Here is a 15187-nt window from a genome sequence, read left to right as displayed (position 1 = left end):
AATCCTTGGTGGACGGAAATGCTGGTCAATAAAATTGAGGTTGTGGAAGCAGAAGGCTTTCGCGTTCATCTCGACGATGACGACATCGCAACCCTGATGCGCGTCCTCCTGAAAAGTGACCGGCGCATTCAAAAGGTCGAGCTCTCGCAATTGACGGTGTGGATCAAACGGCAGGGCACGGAACGTGTGACCTGGTGGATGAAAATGCAGAAGCTGCTGTCAAAACTTCTGCCTTATGCTTTTCTTCGCCCTTCTGAACCGCTGGACGGCGCCGGCCTCATGCAGCGAGAGCTGGAAACGTTGCAGCAGTTCCAGCAAGGCGGTTTCCCGGTTCCGCCGCTGATCTACTCGTCGCGCACAGCAATGGTGTTGGGAGATGTCGGTCCGACGCTCATGGAGCGGATGGATGCGCTAAAGGCGTCCGATCCGGTGCAACATGACGCCTTGCTTGTGAAATCCGCAGAAGCGCTTGGCGAGCTGCATGCGGCGGGCCTCTGCCACGGCCGCCCGCATGTGCGTGACTTCTTTATAAAAGACGACCGTATCGGTTTCATGGATTTCGAGGAGCGCCCTCAGGAGGCCATGCCGCTGGAGACGGCGCAGGCGCGCGATATCTGGCTGCTGTTTTTGCAGGTCGCGACCCGCGCCTGCGATGCGCCTAAAACCTGCGACGCCGCCTTTGCCCGCTGGCGTGAAAACGCCCCGCCGCGGGCGCTTGAAGAATTGTGCCGTCTGATCGGCATTCTGGGGCGATTTTTACCGCTTGCCCGGTTGATCGGGCGCGTGCGGATGGGTAGTGATCTGCGACGCTTTATCATGGCGACCGACTATCTGATGAATGCTGTGAACCCCGAAGCCGCTGTTAAAAATACCGGCAAGGCAGGAAAAGATGACTGAACTTGATACCTTGAAATCGCAACTGATGTCGGAGATCGCCGCCGCCGCTGATGAGCCGGCCATCGAAGCCGTGCGCGTCTCCGCGCTTGGCAAGAAGGGCTCGGTTTCGGAGCTTCTGAAGACGCTGGGGTCGATGACGCCGGAAGAGCGCCAGACCCGGGGCGCTGCCATCAACCAGCTCAAGACCGAAATCACCGACCTGATCGGTGAACGCAAGAGTGGCCTGAAAGATGCCGCGATTGCCGCCCGCCTGAAGGCGGAAACGCTTGATGTCAGCCTGCCGGTCCGCCAGTCTCCGACCGAGCGCGGCCGCATTCATCCGATCAGCCAGATCGTCGATGAAATCACCGCGATCTTTGCGGATATGGGCTTCTCGATCGCCGAAGGTCCGGATATCGAAACGGACTATTACAACTTCACGGCGCTGAATTTCCCTGAAGGCCATCCGGCCCGCGAAATGCATGACACCTTCTTCTTCCAGCCGGATGAAAACGGCGAGCGCAAGGTGCTGCGCACGCACACCTCGCCGGTGCAGATCCGCACCATGGAAAGCCAGAAGCCGCCGATCCGCATCGTCATTCCGGGCAAGACCTATCGTCAGGATTCCGATGCCACCCATTCGCCGATGTTCCATCAGGTGGAAGGTCTGGTGATCGACAAGAAGGCCCATGTTGGCAATCTGCGCTGGGTACTTGAAGAGTTCTGCAAGACCTTCTTTGAGGTGGATAGCGTTGTCATGCGCTTCCGCCCGTCGTTCTTCCCCTTCACGGAGCCGAGCTTCGAGGTGGATATTCAGTGCGACCGCTCCGGCCCGATCGTCAAGTTCGGCGAAGGCAACGACTGGATGGAAATCCTTGGCTGCGGCATGGTGCACCCGAATGTGCTGCGCGCCGGCGGTCTGGACCCGGATGAATATCAGGGCTTTGCCTGGGGCATGGGCCTCGACCGCATCGCCATGCTGAAATACGGCATGCCGGACCTGCGTGACTTCTTCAACGCCGATGTCCGCTGGATGAACCACTACGGCTTCCGCCCGCTCGACATGCCGACGCTGTTCGGCGGTTTGAGCGTTTAATCCGGTTAGCCAAGGAGCAAAGACATGAAATTCACTCTTTCCTGGCTGAAAGAGCATCTCGAAACGGATGCGACGCTGGACGAGATTTGCGAACGGTTGACGGCGATCGGGCTTGAGGTCGAGGACGTCGACGACAAGGCGGCCTATAAGCCTTTCGTCATTGCCAAGGTCGTCTCCGCCGAAAAACATCCCGAGGCCGACCGCCTCAAGGTGTTGATGGTGGATGCCGGTGACGGCAAGCCGGTGCAGATCGTCTGCGGCGCACCGAATGCGCGCGCCGGCCTCGTCGGTGCGCTGGCGCGTCCTGGCGTTTACGTTCCGGGCATCGATGTCACGCTTGCCGTCGGCAAGATACGCGGTGTCGAAAGCCACGGCATGATGTGCTCCGAAAAAGAGCTGAACATTTCCGACGATCACGACGGCATCATCGATCTGCCGGAAGACGCGCCGGTCGGCACTTCTTTCGCGACCTATGCCGGACTTGACGATCCGGTCATCGAGATCAATCTGACGCCAAACCGCCCGGATTGCACCTCGATCTATGGCATCGCCCGCGATCTCGCCGCTTCCGGTCTCGGCAAGCTCAAGACCAAGCCAGCGCCGTCCTTCAAGGTCGAAGGCTCAACCCCGGTCGACGTGAAGCTGGAGCTGGATGACGCGGCGCTCTGCCCCGGCTTTTCGCTGCGCATCGTGCGCGGTGTGAAGAACGGCCCGAGCCCGAAGTGGATGCAGCAGCGTCTGATGGCGATCGGCCTGCGTCCCATCAATGCGCTCGTGGACATCACCAACTACATGACCTTCGATCAGGGCCGGCCGATGCACGTCTTCGATGCCGCCAAGGTCAAAGGTGATCTGACGGTCCGCCGTGCGAAGGAGGGTGAGACGATCCTCGCGCTTGATCAGCGCGAATACAAGCTCGGCCCGAACAATGTCGTCATCGCCGATGAAAAAGGCCTTGAGTCGATCGGTGGCGTCATGGGTGGCGAACATTCCGGCTGCGACGAAAACACGGTCGATGTGCTGATCGAATCCGCTCTCTGGGATCCGATTAACATTGCCAAGACCGGTCGCTCGCTCGGCATCATTACCGATGCGCGTTATCGCTTCGAGCGCGGCGTCGATCCGGAATATATGGTTCCGGGTCTGGAACGCACCACCGAACTGGTTCTGGAACTCTGCGGCGGCGTTGCCGGCGAAGCCAAGGTCGTCGGTTACAAGGGGCATCAGCCCAAGGTCGTTGATTTTCCGCTCTCGGAAGTGAAGCGTCTGACCGGCCTAGAAGTTTCGGCGGAAAAAAACCTGGCCATTCTCAAGGGTCTCGGTTTCGGCATCGAGGGAACGGGCGAGCGTGTTTCCGTCACCGTGCCGTCCTGGCGCCCGGATGTCGACGGCAAGGCCGATCTGGTGGAAGAGGTCATGCGCATTCATGGCGTCGACAACATCAAGCCGGAACCGCTGGAGAGCTTCGGTGCCGTCAACGGCCGCATCTTGACGACGCTGCAGGTGCGCACCCGCACCGCGCGCCGTGCGCTTGCCAGCCGTGGCATGCTGGAGGCCGTCACGTGGTCCTTCATCCCGGAAGCTCACGCGAAGCTTTTCGGTGGCGGTTCGCCCGCTCTGAAACTGGCCAACCCCATCGCGGCCGATATGTCGGATATGCGTCCTTCGCTTCTGCCGGGCCTTCTGACCGCAGCACAGCGCAATGCCGACAAGGGCCATGGCGATGTGGCAATCTTCGAGGTCTCCGGCACCTATGAGGGTGACACGCCAGACACCCAGCGCCGTGTTGCCGGCGGTGTACGCCGTGGCACGGCCTCGCTCGCAGGCAGCGGCCGCATGTGGTCCAATGCCACAAAGGGCGGCGGCAAGCCGGTGGATGTCTATGACGCCAAGGCCGATGCGCTTTCGGTGCTTGAAGCCTGCGGCCTGCCGATGGCCAATGTGCAGATCGAGGCCGGCGCTCCCGGCTGGTATCACCCTGGCCGCTCCGGCACCATCAAGATGGGTCCGAAGGTCGTGCTCGGCTATTTCGGTGAATTCCACCCGAAGACTCTGTCAGAGCTGGATGTTTCCGGTGTCTATAGCGGTTTCGAGATCTATCTCGACGCCATGCCGGAGCCGAAGAAGAAGGCGACCCGCACAAAGCCGGCCCTTGAGCTTTCGCCCTTCCAGGCGGTCAAGCGCGACTTCGCCTTCGTGGTCGACAAGTCGGTCGAGGCAGGCGCCATCATCAAGGCTGCAACAAGCGCTGATCGGAAGCTGATCACCGGCGTCAATGTCTTTGACGTCTTCGAAGGTGCATCGCTTGGTGAAAGCCGAAAGTCCATCGCCATTGAAGTTCAGATCCAGCCGGTCGACAAGACGCTGACGGACGAGGATTTCGAGGCGCTGACCGCAAAGATCGTCGGTAATGTCGAGAAATCGACGGGCGGCGTGCTGAGAGCGTAAAGCTCTGTTTCCATGAATTGAAAAAGCCGAGGCAGTCGCCTCGGCTTTTTTTGTTTTTAGCGGTTCGCCATCTGGGACATACGCTCGGGATATCGTTGGCCGGCAACCTTTGCTGGAGAAAGCAACGCGCCAAGGCTGGCGACTTCTTCTGCCGTCAGCGATACATCCGCTGCCGCCACGTTTGTCTCAAGATTGGCGATTTTTGTCGTACCGGGGATCGGAACGATAAAGTCACCCTGCGCCAGAACCCAGGCCAGCGCCAGTTGCCCGGCGGTAACACCCTTTTCGGCAGCCATGTCTTCCAGAAGCTTGATGAGCGCCAGATTGGCATCGAAGTTTTCACTTTGGAAGCGCGGCAGGCCGCGGCGGAAATCGTCGGATGCAAGTCCGTCGAGCGACTTCAGCGCGCCCGTCAGGGCACCACGCCCGAGCGGGCTGAAGGGGACGAAACCGATACCGAGTTCGCGGCATGTTTCCAGCACGCCGTTTTCCTCCACATCGCGGGTCCACAACGAATATTCGCTCTGTATGGCAGCGATCGGGTGAGTGGAGTGCGCCTTGCGAAGTGTTTCGGCACTCGCTTCCGAAAGGCCCAGATGTTTCACCTTGCCCTGCCGGACCAGTTCCGCCATGGCGCCGACCGTATCTTCGATTGGAACATCCGGATCGACGCGATGCTGATAGAACAAGTCGATGGTGTCGACGCCTAGGCGTTTGAGAGAGGCTTCGGCGACGGCGCGCACATTTTCCGGGCGGCTGTCGGTACCCACCATCATCTGGCCTGCGGGTTTGCTGGCGTCGATTTTGAAACCGAACTTGGTAGCAATGACCACCTTGTCGCGATAGGGCTTCAAACCCTTGCCGACGAGGATTTCATTGTTGTAGGGCCCATAGACCTCTGCCGTGTCAAAAAAAGTGACACCGAGTTCGACGGCGCGGTGCAGCGTCGCTATTGCACTATTTTCGTCGCCGGTCGGGCTATAGGCATGGGTCATGCCCATGCAGCCGAGGCCAAGCGCCGAAACGGAAAGGTTGTTTCCGAGAGTTCTTTTTTTCATCTGTTCGTCCTTCCATGAGGAACCGCCCGTTGTCAGGGGCGTGGTGAGAAGATAGCGCCCTAAGACGGCAAAAATAATCGCTGCAAATCGTTGCGGGTTGTTCTATTATTTAGAACAATGAACCGTGTGCAACTCTCTCAACTCGCTGTCCTCGCTGCCGTTGCCGAAGGCCGCAGCTTTCGTAAAGCTGCCGCCGAACTTGCCATTGCGCCTTCCGCCGTCAGCCATGCAGTATCGTCGCTCGAAGCGAGCCTTGGCCTGCGCCTGCTGCATCGTACCACCCGCAGCGTTTCGCCGACAGAGGAGGGCAGGCGGCTTCTCGAGACGCTTGGGCCGGCCCTTGCTGAAATCGATGCCGTCATCGATACGCTTGCCGAGCATGGCGGAAGGCCGGCCGGACCGTTGCGGATAACCCTGCCAAGACTTGCGGCGGAGGACCTGATCATGCCCCGGCTTGGCGAGTTCCTGCGGCTATATCCAGATATCTCGCTGGAGATTTCGACCGATGACCGCTTCGAGGATATTGTCGCGAAAGGTTTCGATGCCGGCCTGCGGCTCGGCGAGAATCTTGAAGCGGATATGATTGCCGTGAAGGCGAGCGGCCCATGGCGTGGCGCGATTGTCGGCGCGCCCACCTATTTCGAAGAAAATCTGCCGCCCCGTGAGCCGAGGGATTTGATGCGGCATCGCTGTATTCTCCGTCGCTTCTCCAGTGGTCTGCTCTACCGCTGGGAGCTGGAAAAGGACGGCAGACCTTTGGTGGTCGATGTGCAGGGGCCGCTCATCCTGTCGGACCAGAGCCTTATTCGCCGGGCGGCGATCGACGGCGCGGGTCTGGCTTTCGTTTTCGAACAGCGCGTAGAAGACGACATCAAGGAAGGCAGGCTGGTCCGGGTGCTGGAGGACTGGTGTGCGCCCTTCGATGGTTTTTATATCTATTACCCCTCGCGCCGGCAGATGCGCCCGGCGCTAAGGGCTTTCGTGGATTTCTTCCGCTTCAGAGGGTGATCAGAACTTGATGCGATAGCGGATATGGCCGTCGCTTTTGACGTAGCTGTCGTAAAGCTTCTGGGCACGGTGATTGTGCTCGTCCGTGTTCCAGTAAAGCCGGGACCAGCCGTTTTCCTTGCATATGGCAATGAGGTCATCCATCAGCGCCCGGCCTGTTCCCTTGCCGCGGATCGCGCCGTCAACGAACAGGTCTTCCAGATAGCAGTCGGGCGTTTTCACCCAGGTGGAATCATGGAAGTGATGGATGGCGAAACCGGCCATCCTGTCGCCCAGAAGAGCCACGCGCATTGAAACGCGTGATGCCGGATCGAGGACACGCGCCCATGTATGGTCCGTAACTTCCTCGGCAAGGTGTACGTTATAGAAGGCGAGATAGTCGTGCCACAGGCGCAGCCATTCCGCCCGGTCTTCCGGCTCCGCGTCGCGAATTACAAGGTCCATGTCACGCGCCCGCCTTGTCGAGCAGCGTCATCATCTCATCCGTCAGCTTGAGATTGACGGCGCGTTTGAAGCTTTCGAGTTGCGGCAGGCTGGTGGCGCTGGCAATCGGTGCCGTTACGGCCTTCTTCCGCAATAGCCACGCCAGCGCGATATCGGCAAGCTTGGCTCCGGTTTCCACGGCAACCGCATCCATGGCGCCCAGAACGGCAAGGCCGCGGGCGTTGACATATTCACCCACCCGGTAGCTGCGGGCGACGCCCTCGGTATCCGCCTTGGCGCGATATTTCCCGGTGAGGAACCCTGCCGCGAGGCTATAATAATTGATGACACCAATTTCCTGGGCGACGCAAAGATCGGCAAGCGGGCCTTCGAAATCCGCACGGTTGTAGAGATTATATTCCGGCTGCAGCACATCGTAACGGGGCAGATCGTTCTTCGCGGCCGTGTCCAGCGCTTCCTGAAGCTGGCTCACCGAATAGTTGGAGCACCCGATGGCGCGTATCTTTCCCTGTTCCTTCAGCTTTGCAAAGGCTGCAAGCGTTTCCTCCAGCGGCACATCCGCGTCCGGCTTATGGGCGAGGTAGAGATCGATATAGTCGGTTTGCAGGCGCTTCAGCGAGGCGTCGACAGCCTCTGCGATCCATTTGGCGCTAAGGCCTGTCTTCTGACCGCGATTGTCGAAACCGACCTTGGTAACGATCACCGCGTCCTCACGCTTGACGCTCGACTGTTTCAGCCATTTTCCGATGATTGCTTCCGACTCGCCGCCCTCATGCCCGTCCACCCAGGCGGAATAGACGTCTGCCGTGTCGATGGCGTTGAACCCGGCGTCGAAAAATGCATCGAGCAGGGCAAAGGAAGTCTTCTCGTCCGCTGTCCAGCCGAACACGTTGCCGCCGAAGACGATCGGGGCGATGGAGAGGCCGGTGCGGCCAAGGCTTCGTTTTTCCACGGGGAATGCTCCTGTTGCTGTCTTTGGCGGCAAGGTTATCAACTGCTTGCCGGCATAACCATTCAATTCCTTTGATGGCATTCATCAGGCAACGGGCAAAAGCGGGTGAGATCAGGCCTGAAAGCCGCGATAGTGGCTGGGCGGGAGGTGATTGTGCTGTTGCCACACGCGCCGCAAATGCCGGGCGGAGGCAAAGCCCGCCCGCTCGGCAATGGCTTCCATATCCAGACGGCTGTTTGCAAGGATGTCGCGGGCAAGATTGACACGCATCAGGTTGACGTAGTCGATGACGCTGATGCCGGTATGCTCGCGAAACAGGCGGGACAGGTGCCTCTCGCTCAGTGCGGCAATATCGGCCAGCCGTTCCAGCGACCAGTCCTGAGCCGGTTCAGTCATCACCCGGTCCTGCACCCGGTGAATGGCGGGGTGAATGTGGTTGCGGCCGGTAAGCCAGGGGGAGATTTGCGGATCATTGCCGCTGCGCCTGAGATAAACGACCATGTTTTTGGCAATGCGCGCCGCGACCGCAGGCGATGTCAGTCGGGAAACGACATGCAGCATGAGGTCGGTGCCAGTGGAAATACCGGCGCTGGAGAAGCGGTTGCCATCCTCCACGAAAAGACGGTTTTCGGCCACCTGCGACAGCGGTGCGGTGCGGCGCAGCGCTTCGATGCAATCCGCATGTGTCGTACAGCTCCGCCCGTCGAAAAGTCCTGCTTCGCCCGCCAGCAGTGCGCCGGAGCAAATGGAAATGACTGTGGTGTCCGCGCGCACTGCGCGGCGCAACCATGCCACCAGGGCCTGCCGCTCCCGTCGCATCTCCGGCGCGTTGTCGAATCGGGAGATGCTGCCGGAAATCAGCAGGAAAGCATTGTCCGGCAGGCTCTCGGGCAAGGCCTCCAGCCCGCAAAGCCCAAGGCCGATGGAGGATTGCTGCTGGTCATGTTCCGCGATGTAACGGCAGTCGAAATGGATGTCCCGCTGTTCCGCGTTGGCATAACGGATCACCTCCAGCGGGCCGGCAATATCGAGCAACAGCGCGTGTGGCGGCACAAGCGTATAAAAGGGAATGGTCCGCGTGCCGCCATTGTCCATCAGGCGGCCTTTCTTACCGTTTCGAGAACGTCGCCGACGGTTGCGATGCGCGCAAAGCGACCGGCCAGCACCAGCTCGGTTCGGGTGCGAATATCATCAGGGCTGAACACGGTGCCCGAGGCGTGCGTCATTGGAAAGGTAAGCGTCGCCTCGGTGACGTAATCGACGGTGTAACCGAGGTCCGATGCATGCCGTGTGGTCGTTTCGCAGCACTGTTCGGTGCGGATGCCGGATACGATCAGCCGGCTGATACCCTTTTGCGTCAGCCAGATATCGAGGCCGGTGCCGGCGAAAGCAGAGTGGCGGTTCTTGCGAAAGGTGACGTCAGGGGTAATGCGCACACCTTCCAGCGCGCGAATATAGCCGCTCTCCTCTGCAAAGGCCCGGTCGCCATCGACATGAAAGATTTGCACGACGGGAATGCCCGATGCCTTGGCGCCGTCGATCAGTGCCTGCTGTTTTTCCAGATAGGCGGGAAGTTCGCTTTCCTCGAAATAGGGGGTATGCCGGAAGGATTCCTGAACGTCGATGACAAGGAGTGCTGTGTGAGAAGAGGACATTTCATGATTCTCCATTGGGTTCATGTATAGCATAATTCACCTTTGAAAGGCTGGATAAAAGCATGGAAACCGACAAAGGAAGGACGAATCCAGCCATAGCGTTTGCAGTTACGTTTCGTGCGACTTGCCAGGCGTCGCGACAATGGTAAGTTTCCCGGAATTACAGAGTGGGAGAATGAGATGCTGCGCTTCGGAATAATTTCAACGGCGAAAATCGCTCAGGATCACGTCATTCCGGCGATTCAGGATGCGCGGAACTGTGTGGTGAGCGCCATCGCCAGCCGCGATCATGCCAAGGCGCGTGCGGTTGCAGATCGTTTTTCCGTCCCGCATGCCTTCGGCTCCTATGAGGAAATGCTTGCATCCGATGTGATCGATGCCGTCTATATTCCGCTTCCCACCTCGCAACATGTGGAATGGACCATAAAAGCTGCCAATGCCGGCAAACACGTGCTGTGTGAAAAGCCGATCGCACTCAAGGCTGAACAGATCGACGCCATCATCGCGGCGCGGGATGACAATGGCGTCGTCGTGTCGGAGGCTTTCATGGTCACCTATTCTCCTGTTTGGGCCAAGGTGAAGGAATTGCTGGCATCAGGTGCAATCGGAACGCTGAAGCATGTGCAGGGCGCTTTCAGCTACTTCAATCGCGATCCCGGCAATATGCGCAATATTCCCGAACTGGGCGGCGGGGCCTTGCCGGATATCGGCGTCTACCCGACCATCGTCACCCGTTTTGCCACGGGTGCCGAGCCGAAGCGCGTACAGGCGAGCGTCGAGCGTGATAAGGAATTCGGCACCGATATCTATTCCAGCGTCAGGGCCGATTTCGGCGGCTTCGAACTGAGCTTTTATCTGGCAACCCAGCTTGCCGCCCGCCAGCTGATGGTTTTCCATGGCACGGACGGGTACATCGAGATCAAATCTCCCTTCAATGCAAATCGCTGGGGCGCGGAGGAAATCGAGTTGACCAACCAGGGCCATAACCAGTCGCAAGTCTTCCGGTTTCAGGATAGTCGCCAGTACAAGCTGGAGGCGGAGGCCTTTGCCCGCGCGGTGAAAGGTGAGGGCGAGGTCGTCACCCTGGAAAGCTCGAGGAAGAACCAGCTTTTCATCGATGCCATCTACCGTGCGGCGGAAAAGGACGGTTGGGAGACGGTTTAATCCTGATCCGCACGCTGCTTTTGAAGCCGCCTATAGCCGTAAAGCGCCAGCACCAATGCCGCGAGTGCCGAAAAAGCAAGCGGGACCAGCGGCTGCACGAGTGGATTGCGCCATTGCAGCAGGGCGAACAGCCCGACGCCAACCATGCGGGAGATAAGCGTGACGGCGTTCAACAGAAAGCCGTTCAGCTCATTGCGGCCATCGCCATTCGAATGGTTTAGCCTCCAACTCGTCGCAAGCCCTGCCAAAGCGCCCGGAAGACGGGCGGCAAGCGGGTCGATGCCGATATAAAAAATCAGCAGAAAAGAGATGGAAAGGTCTACAGCCAGTCCGTAAACCTCGGTCAGGGCGAAGTGGCGAAGCCGCAAGGCCGTGTGCTTTAAAGCGTCGGCTGGGTGGAGCGCGGACGTTGCAGCACGAGAAGGCCGATGACCACACTCACAACGCCGAAATTATAACCCGCAAGCGCCAGGAGCAGCGACATCAGCGGCACGGCGGTTGCAGAAATCGCCAGTGCGACACCATAGGCGCCGATAACCATCAGGCAGATGAAAATGATGCTGAATACCGAACGCAACGCAACTGCGGTTACGCCGAGCAATGTGGCGGTAAGAAAAATCATGAATGCCGCCTCCTCTTTGGTTGCCGGGTCTGGGATAAGACGTAGCGTCCTCTTCCCTAACGAACCCTTGTTTTCTCCTCCCTCACCCATTTTCCTAACTCGTTAGTTGAGGATATGGTTTCACCGCCGTTAAAATAGACCCGGCCAGTACCGGCATTTCCGAATCGACGGGTTTTGGTTACAAACGGGCATGAGCGATATTTTCTCCAATGCCGCATTGAGCAATCTTGCCGAGTTCTCGGTTTCCGAACTGTCGGGTTCCATCAAGCGAACGGTGGAGACGGCTTTCGATCAGGTGAGGGTGCGCGGCGAGATTTCCGGCTACCGGGGTCCGCATTCTTCGGGTCACGCCTATTTCTCCCTGAAGGACGATCGCGCCCGCATCGATGCGGTTATCTGGAAGGGTACTTTCTCGCGGCTGAAGTTCCGCCCGGAAGAGGGCATGGAGGTCATCGCCACCGGCAAGGTCACCACCTTTCCCGGCTCCTCGAAATATCAGATCGTCATAGAAAGCCTGGAGCCGGCCGGCGCGGGCGCGCTGATGGCTTTGCTGGAGGACCGCCGCCGGCGTCTGGCGGCGGAGGGGCTGTTCGATGCGGAACGCAAACGCCGCCTGCCGTTCATGCCGCGTGTCATCGGTGTTGTCACATCGCCCACGGGCGCAGTCATTCGCGATATTCTCCACCGGATTTCGGATCGCTTTCCGGTCCATGTCGTCGTCTGGCCGGTCAAGGTGCAGGGGGAAGGCTCGGGTGAGGAAGTGGCGAACGCCATTCGCGGTTTCAATGCGCTTCAGCCCGGCGGTGAGATTGCACGCCCCGACGTGCTGATCGTCGCCCGTGGAGGCGGCAGTCTGGAAGATCTCTGGAGCTTCAACGACGAAATCGTCGTGCGCGCCGCTGCCGAGAGCGAAATCCCGCTGATTTCCGCTGTGGGGCATGAGACGGATACGACCCTGATCGACTACGCCGCCGACGTGCGCGCACCGACACCGACGGGTGCCGCCGAAATGGCCGTGCCGGTGCGTGCGGAACTGGAGGCGCAGCTCTCCGGACTTGCAGCGCGCCTTTCCGGCTCGGTATCACGCCAAATGGACAATCGCCGACAGGGCGTGCGTGCTCTGGTGCGTGCGCTGCCATCGCTTGACCAGCTTCTGGCTCTGCCGCGCCGTCGTTTCGACGAGGCCGCAAGCGGTTTGGGTCGCGGGCTTGAAATGACGACGCTGAACAAGCGCCGCGCGTTCGAACGCTCTGCTTCGGGTCTGAGGCCGGAAATCCTGCTGAATGGTCTGCGGCAGCATCGCCAGCGTGTTACGGAACGCATGCAGAGGGCCGAGGCGCTTGTGGAGCGCCGCCTGTTGCAGGCGCAGTCGAGAATTTCCTCGACCGATTCCGCGCTGCGTTCGCTGCCCGCCCGCTTGCTCGGCCAGTTGGAGCGGCAGAAGGAACGGGTCGTCACCGCAACGCGACGTGCCGATACCGCCGTGCTTCACCGCATGGCGCAGAACCGCTCGGGCCTTGCCGCCCATGACCGCATCCTGCAGTCGCTGTCCTACAAGAATGTGCTGAACCGCGGTTATGCTGTCATCCGCGACGAGGAGAACCGGCCCCTGACCCGGGCTGCTGCCATCGCGTCCGGCGCTGTGGTGTCAATGGAGTTCGCCGACGGTCGCGTGGCCGCCCTGACGACAGGCGAGGCTACTCCATCATCTGACGTTCCCACGCCTGCTGCTCCCAAAAAGAAGCCGGTGAAACCGGCCTCTTCCGACCCGGGAAATCAGGGCAGTCTGTTCTGATCAGATCGACGCCGCATCTGAAAAACGACGGCTGACGGTGAAGGTCTTTTCAATATAGGGATGCAGCTCCATGCCAAGGCCGGCACCCGGCGGCACGGTGATCATGCCGTTTTTAACTTCCGGCAATGCGGTAACGAGATCGCGGTACCAGGTCTTGTAGAAGGCGCGCACGCTTTCCTGAACCAGCGCGTTCGGTGCGTTGAGCGACAGATGCGTGGAGGCGCAGAGTACCACCGGGCCGGTGCAATCATGCGGCGCAACCGGCAGATGCCAGGCTTCGGCCATGGAAGCGATCTTGCGCGCTTCGGAAAGTCCACCACACCAGCTGATGTCAAGCATCACCACGCCGGCAGCGCCAGTTTCCAGAAGATCTCGGAAAGCCCAGCGCGAGCCGAGCGTCTCCGATGCGGAAATCGGCGCGGGTGAAACGGCGGCATAACGCGTCAGGCTGGAAAGGCTGTCCATCTTGATCGGATCTTCGTGCCAGAAGGTCTGGTAAGGGGTGAGCGCCTTGGCGATCTGCATGGCTGGCAGAAGCTGCCACATGGAGTGAAACTCCACCATGATATCCATCTTGTCGCCGACTGCCTTGCGAATTTTCTCGAACGGCTCGAGCGCGCTTTTCAGGTCAGGCATCGAGATATATTGGCCGCGCGTCTTTTCCGCCGCCGCATCGAAAGGCCAGATCTTCATGGCCGTGATGCCGTCTTCCAGCAGCGAATGGGCAAGCTCGTCCGCCCGGTGCAGGAAGCCGTTCAGATCGTCATAATCCTTGCCGCCGGACAGGCCGTAATTGGCCGTCTGCTGGCCGGTCGCCTTCTTGATATATTCCGTGCCCGCGCAGGTATTGTAGGTGCGGATTTCCCTGCGGCTGAAGCCGCCAAGCAATTGCGCAATAGGCTGGTTGGTGGCCTTGCCGAAAATATCCCAAAGCGCGATATCGAAGGCCGAATTGCCGCGTACTTCCGCCCCCGATGAACGGAAGCCGAGATAACCGACGAGGTCCTGTGCCAGAAGGTCGATCTGCAGCGGATCGCGGCCGATCACGCGGGGTGCGATATATTCGTGCACATAGGTTTCAACCGTCTCGGCGCCGTAGAAGGTTTCACCAAGTCCGGTAATGCCCTCATCCGTGTGGACCAGAACCCAGAGCAGGTTTGCCCGTTCCGCCACGCGGACGGTTTCGAGTTTCGTAATTTTCATGAAGTGTCTCCTCCAGAGGCAGGCAGTTTTCGGTCTGGAACTGCGTTTGAAAAATCAGGCGATGCCGGCGGCCAGAAGCGCATGCACGCTTTCATCGAAATGCCGCGCCATAAGTGTCGAGGCCGTTTGCGGGTCGCCCGCGGCAATGGCCTGTCCGATGGCCATATGAAGTTCAGTCGCGGCATGACGCTGCGCGTCGGATTTGCGGCTCTTCCAGCCGATCGGCCATGTCTGGCGCGTCACATTCTGAAAGGCGCCGAGAATGAGTTCGAAAACCGGGTTCTTGGAGGCTCTGGCAACGGCAAGGTGAAAGGCAAGGTCGTGTTCCATGACCCTGTCACTATTACCGAAGTCCCGCTCCATATTGTTGGCGTGGTCGAGAATGGTGAGTGCCTCCGCATCCGTTCGCCGCAGCGCCGCCAATGTCACGGTTCTGACTTCGATGGTGCGGCGCACGTCGTAAATCTGCTGGATGTTGATCTGCTCGGTGTGAATGCCATGTTCGAACATCAGCGACATCGCGCCATGATCCAGCGTCGCCACCGTGGCGCGCTTGCCGACGCTGACATCGATCAGCCGCATGGCCGACAAGGACCGGAAAGCCTCGCGAACCACGGTGCGCGAGACACCGAGCTGCTGCGAAAGCGAAAGCTCGCTGGGCAGCTTCGCTCCGGGGGCAAGTTCGTTTTCGCGAATGTGGCGCGTGATTGCGCCAATCGCGCTGCTGACGAGATCGGTTTCCTGCGAAATGGGCTTATACAATCGTTCCTCCAACCTGTAGGACAGGTTAACGGAAAATTGCTTATAGGATTCTTAGCGCCAAAACAAGCGCCATCACCTGCGCGATTGCTGGTTCCTGTCCGCTT

Annotated in this window: 15 protein-coding genes; 6 read left to right on the top strand and 9 right to left on the bottom strand. The window is 59.5% G+C overall.

Annotation, left to right across the window (positions count from 1 at the left end):
• Positions 1-18: 18 nt before the first annotated feature.
• Genes ACQZ6D_RS16415 through pheT form a run of 3 tightly spaced genes read left to right on the top strand, consistent with a single transcriptional unit; the run spans position 19 to position 4420 of the window.
• The gene (locus ACQZ6D_RS16415; protein WP_065703687.1) at positions 19-897 is read left to right on the top strand and encodes a lipopolysaccharide kinase InaA family protein; all 879 of its coding nucleotides are present in this window, start codon (positions 19-21) and stop codon (positions 895-897) included.
• Positions 890-1972 (top strand): phenylalanine--tRNA ligase subunit alpha, encoded by a 1083-nt coding sequence (gene pheS / locus ACQZ6D_RS16410; protein ID WP_003514626.1) that lies wholly within the window; start codon positions 890-892, stop codon positions 1970-1972. Before ACQZ6D_RS16415 ends, pheS begins: the two co-directional genes overlap by 8 nt.
• Before the next feature lie 24 nt (positions 1973-1996).
• Complete coding sequence (pheT, locus tag ACQZ6D_RS16405; RefSeq protein WP_065703688.1) at positions 1997-4420, top strand: phenylalanine--tRNA ligase subunit beta; 2424 nt, start codon at positions 1997-1999, stop codon at positions 4418-4420.
• A gap of 56 nt (positions 4421-4476) precedes the next feature.
• Here pheT and ACQZ6D_RS16400 read toward each other — a convergent pair whose 3' ends face one another.
• A complete protein-coding gene (locus tag ACQZ6D_RS16400; RefSeq protein WP_013635323.1) occupies positions 4477-5478 on the bottom strand; it encodes an aldo/keto reductase in 1002 nt (333 codons plus the stop codon).
• Positions 5479-5595: 117 nt separating this feature from the next.
• On the opposite strand from ACQZ6D_RS16400, the gene ACQZ6D_RS16395 reads away from it, so the two are divergent.
• A complete protein-coding gene (locus ACQZ6D_RS16395; RefSeq protein WP_025592183.1) occupies positions 5596-6486 on the top strand; it encodes a LysR family transcriptional regulator in 891 nt (296 codons plus the stop codon).
• On the opposite strand, the gene ACQZ6D_RS16390 is transcribed toward ACQZ6D_RS16395, so the two are convergent.
• The 4 genes from ACQZ6D_RS16390 to ACQZ6D_RS16375 all read right to left on the bottom strand — a co-directional run bounded on the left by ACQZ6D_RS16390 (position 6487) and on the right by ACQZ6D_RS16375 (position 9537).
• Positions 6487-6930 (bottom strand): GNAT family N-acetyltransferase, encoded by a 444-nt coding sequence (locus ACQZ6D_RS16390; protein WP_065703690.1) that lies wholly within the window; start codon positions 6928-6930, stop codon positions 6487-6489.
• Between the two features lies 1 nt (position 6931).
• On the bottom strand, positions 6932-7882 hold the full coding sequence (locus ACQZ6D_RS16385) for an aldo/keto reductase (RefSeq protein ID WP_065703896.1): 951 nt from the start codon (positions 7880-7882) through the stop codon (positions 6932-6934).
• Positions 7883-7993: 111 nt separating this feature from the next.
• Positions 7994-8977, bottom strand: a complete 984-nt coding sequence (locus tag ACQZ6D_RS16380; RefSeq protein ID WP_065703692.1) for a GlxA family transcriptional regulator — start codon at positions 8975-8977, stop codon at positions 7994-7996.
• Entirely contained in the window at positions 8977-9537 is a 561-nt protein-coding gene (locus ACQZ6D_RS16375; RefSeq protein WP_065703693.1) for an isochorismatase family protein, read from the bottom strand. Before ACQZ6D_RS16375 ends, ACQZ6D_RS16380 begins: the two co-directional genes overlap by 1 nt.
• 180 nt (positions 9538-9717) lie before the next feature.
• Between ACQZ6D_RS16375 and ACQZ6D_RS16370 the strand changes: the two genes are divergently transcribed.
• Positions 9718-10701, top strand: coding sequence for a Gfo/Idh/MocA family protein (locus ACQZ6D_RS16370; protein WP_065703695.1), 984 nt, complete (start codon positions 9718-9720; stop codon positions 10699-10701).
• Here ACQZ6D_RS16370 and ACQZ6D_RS16365 read toward each other — a convergent pair.
• Entirely contained in the window at positions 10698-11069 is a 372-nt protein-coding gene (locus tag ACQZ6D_RS16365) for a hypothetical protein (protein ID WP_013635327.1), read from the bottom strand. The genes ACQZ6D_RS16370 and ACQZ6D_RS16365 overlap by 4 nt on opposite strands.
• An 11-nt stretch (positions 11070-11080) precedes the next feature.
• The gene (locus tag ACQZ6D_RS16360) at positions 11081-11323 is read right to left on the bottom strand and encodes a hypothetical protein (protein ID WP_038489554.1); all 243 of its coding nucleotides are present in this window, start codon (positions 11321-11323) and stop codon (positions 11081-11083) included.
• Positions 11324-11513: 190 nt separating this feature from the next.
• Between ACQZ6D_RS16360 and xseA the strand changes: the two genes are divergently transcribed.
• Positions 11514-13118 (top strand): exodeoxyribonuclease VII large subunit, encoded by a 1605-nt coding sequence (gene xseA / locus ACQZ6D_RS16355; RefSeq protein WP_025592194.1) that lies wholly within the window; start codon positions 11514-11516, stop codon positions 13116-13118.
• Here the strand turns inward: xseA and ACQZ6D_RS16350 are convergent, their stop codons facing one another.
• Together ACQZ6D_RS16350 and ACQZ6D_RS16345 are read right to left on the bottom strand one after the other, a co-directional pair.
• Positions 13119-14321 carry a mandelate racemase/muconate lactonizing enzyme family protein gene (locus tag ACQZ6D_RS16350; RefSeq protein WP_065703697.1) on the bottom strand — a complete coding sequence of 401 codons (1203 nt, stop codon included), beginning with the start codon at positions 14319-14321 and terminating at the stop codon, positions 13119-13121.
• 54 nt (positions 14322-14375) lie between these two features.
• Positions 14376-15083, bottom strand: a complete 708-nt coding sequence (locus tag ACQZ6D_RS16345; protein ID WP_065703699.1) for a FadR/GntR family transcriptional regulator — start codon at positions 15081-15083, stop codon at positions 14376-14378.
• Between the last annotated feature and the right edge of the window lie 104 nt (positions 15084-15187).

The sequence above is a fragment of the Agrobacterium sp. 22-3639C2 genome (assembly GCF_053522105.1).
This window is presented reverse-complemented; position numbering and strand designations above follow the sequence as displayed.

Bases quoted from the DNA above. Each gene is read 5' to 3' on its own strand.
- ACQZ6D_RS16415 (WP_065703687.1), top strand. From the start codon at position 19: ATGCTGGTCAATAAAATTGAGGTTGTGGAAGCAGAAGGCTTTCGCGTT.
- pheS (WP_003514626.1), top strand. From the start codon at position 890: ATGACTGAACTTGATACCTTGAAATCGCAACTGATGTCGGAGATCGCC.
- pheT (WP_065703688.1), top strand. From the start codon at position 1,997: ATGAAATTCACTCTTTCCTGGCTGAAAGAGCATCTCGAAACGGATGCG.
- ACQZ6D_RS16400 (WP_013635323.1), bottom strand. From the start codon at position 5,478: ATGAAAAAAAGAACTCTCGGAAACAACCTTTCCGTTTCGGCGCTTGGC.
- ACQZ6D_RS16395 (WP_025592183.1), top strand. From the start codon at position 5,596: ATGAACCGTGTGCAACTCTCTCAACTCGCTGTCCTCGCTGCCGTTGCC.
- ACQZ6D_RS16390 (WP_065703690.1), bottom strand. From the start codon at position 6,930: ATGGACCTTGTAATTCGCGACGCGGAGCCGGAAGACCGGGCGGAATGG.
- ACQZ6D_RS16380 (WP_065703692.1), bottom strand. From the start codon at position 8,977: ATGGACAATGGCGGCACGCGGACCATTCCCTTTTATACGCTTGTGCCG.
- ACQZ6D_RS16375 (WP_065703693.1), bottom strand. From the start codon at position 9,537: ATGTCCTCTTCTCACACAGCACTCCTTGTCATCGACGTTCAGGAATCC.
- ACQZ6D_RS16370 (WP_065703695.1), top strand. From the start codon at position 9,718: ATGCTGCGCTTCGGAATAATTTCAACGGCGAAAATCGCTCAGGATCAC.
- ACQZ6D_RS16360 (WP_038489554.1), bottom strand. From the start codon at position 11,323: ATGATTTTTCTTACCGCCACATTGCTCGGCGTAACCGCAGTTGCGTTG.
- xseA (WP_025592194.1), top strand. From the start codon at position 11,514: ATGAGCGATATTTTCTCCAATGCCGCATTGAGCAATCTTGCCGAGTTC.
- ACQZ6D_RS16350 (WP_065703697.1), bottom strand. From the start codon at position 14,321: ATGAAAATTACGAAACTCGAAACCGTCCGCGTGGCGGAACGGGCAAAC.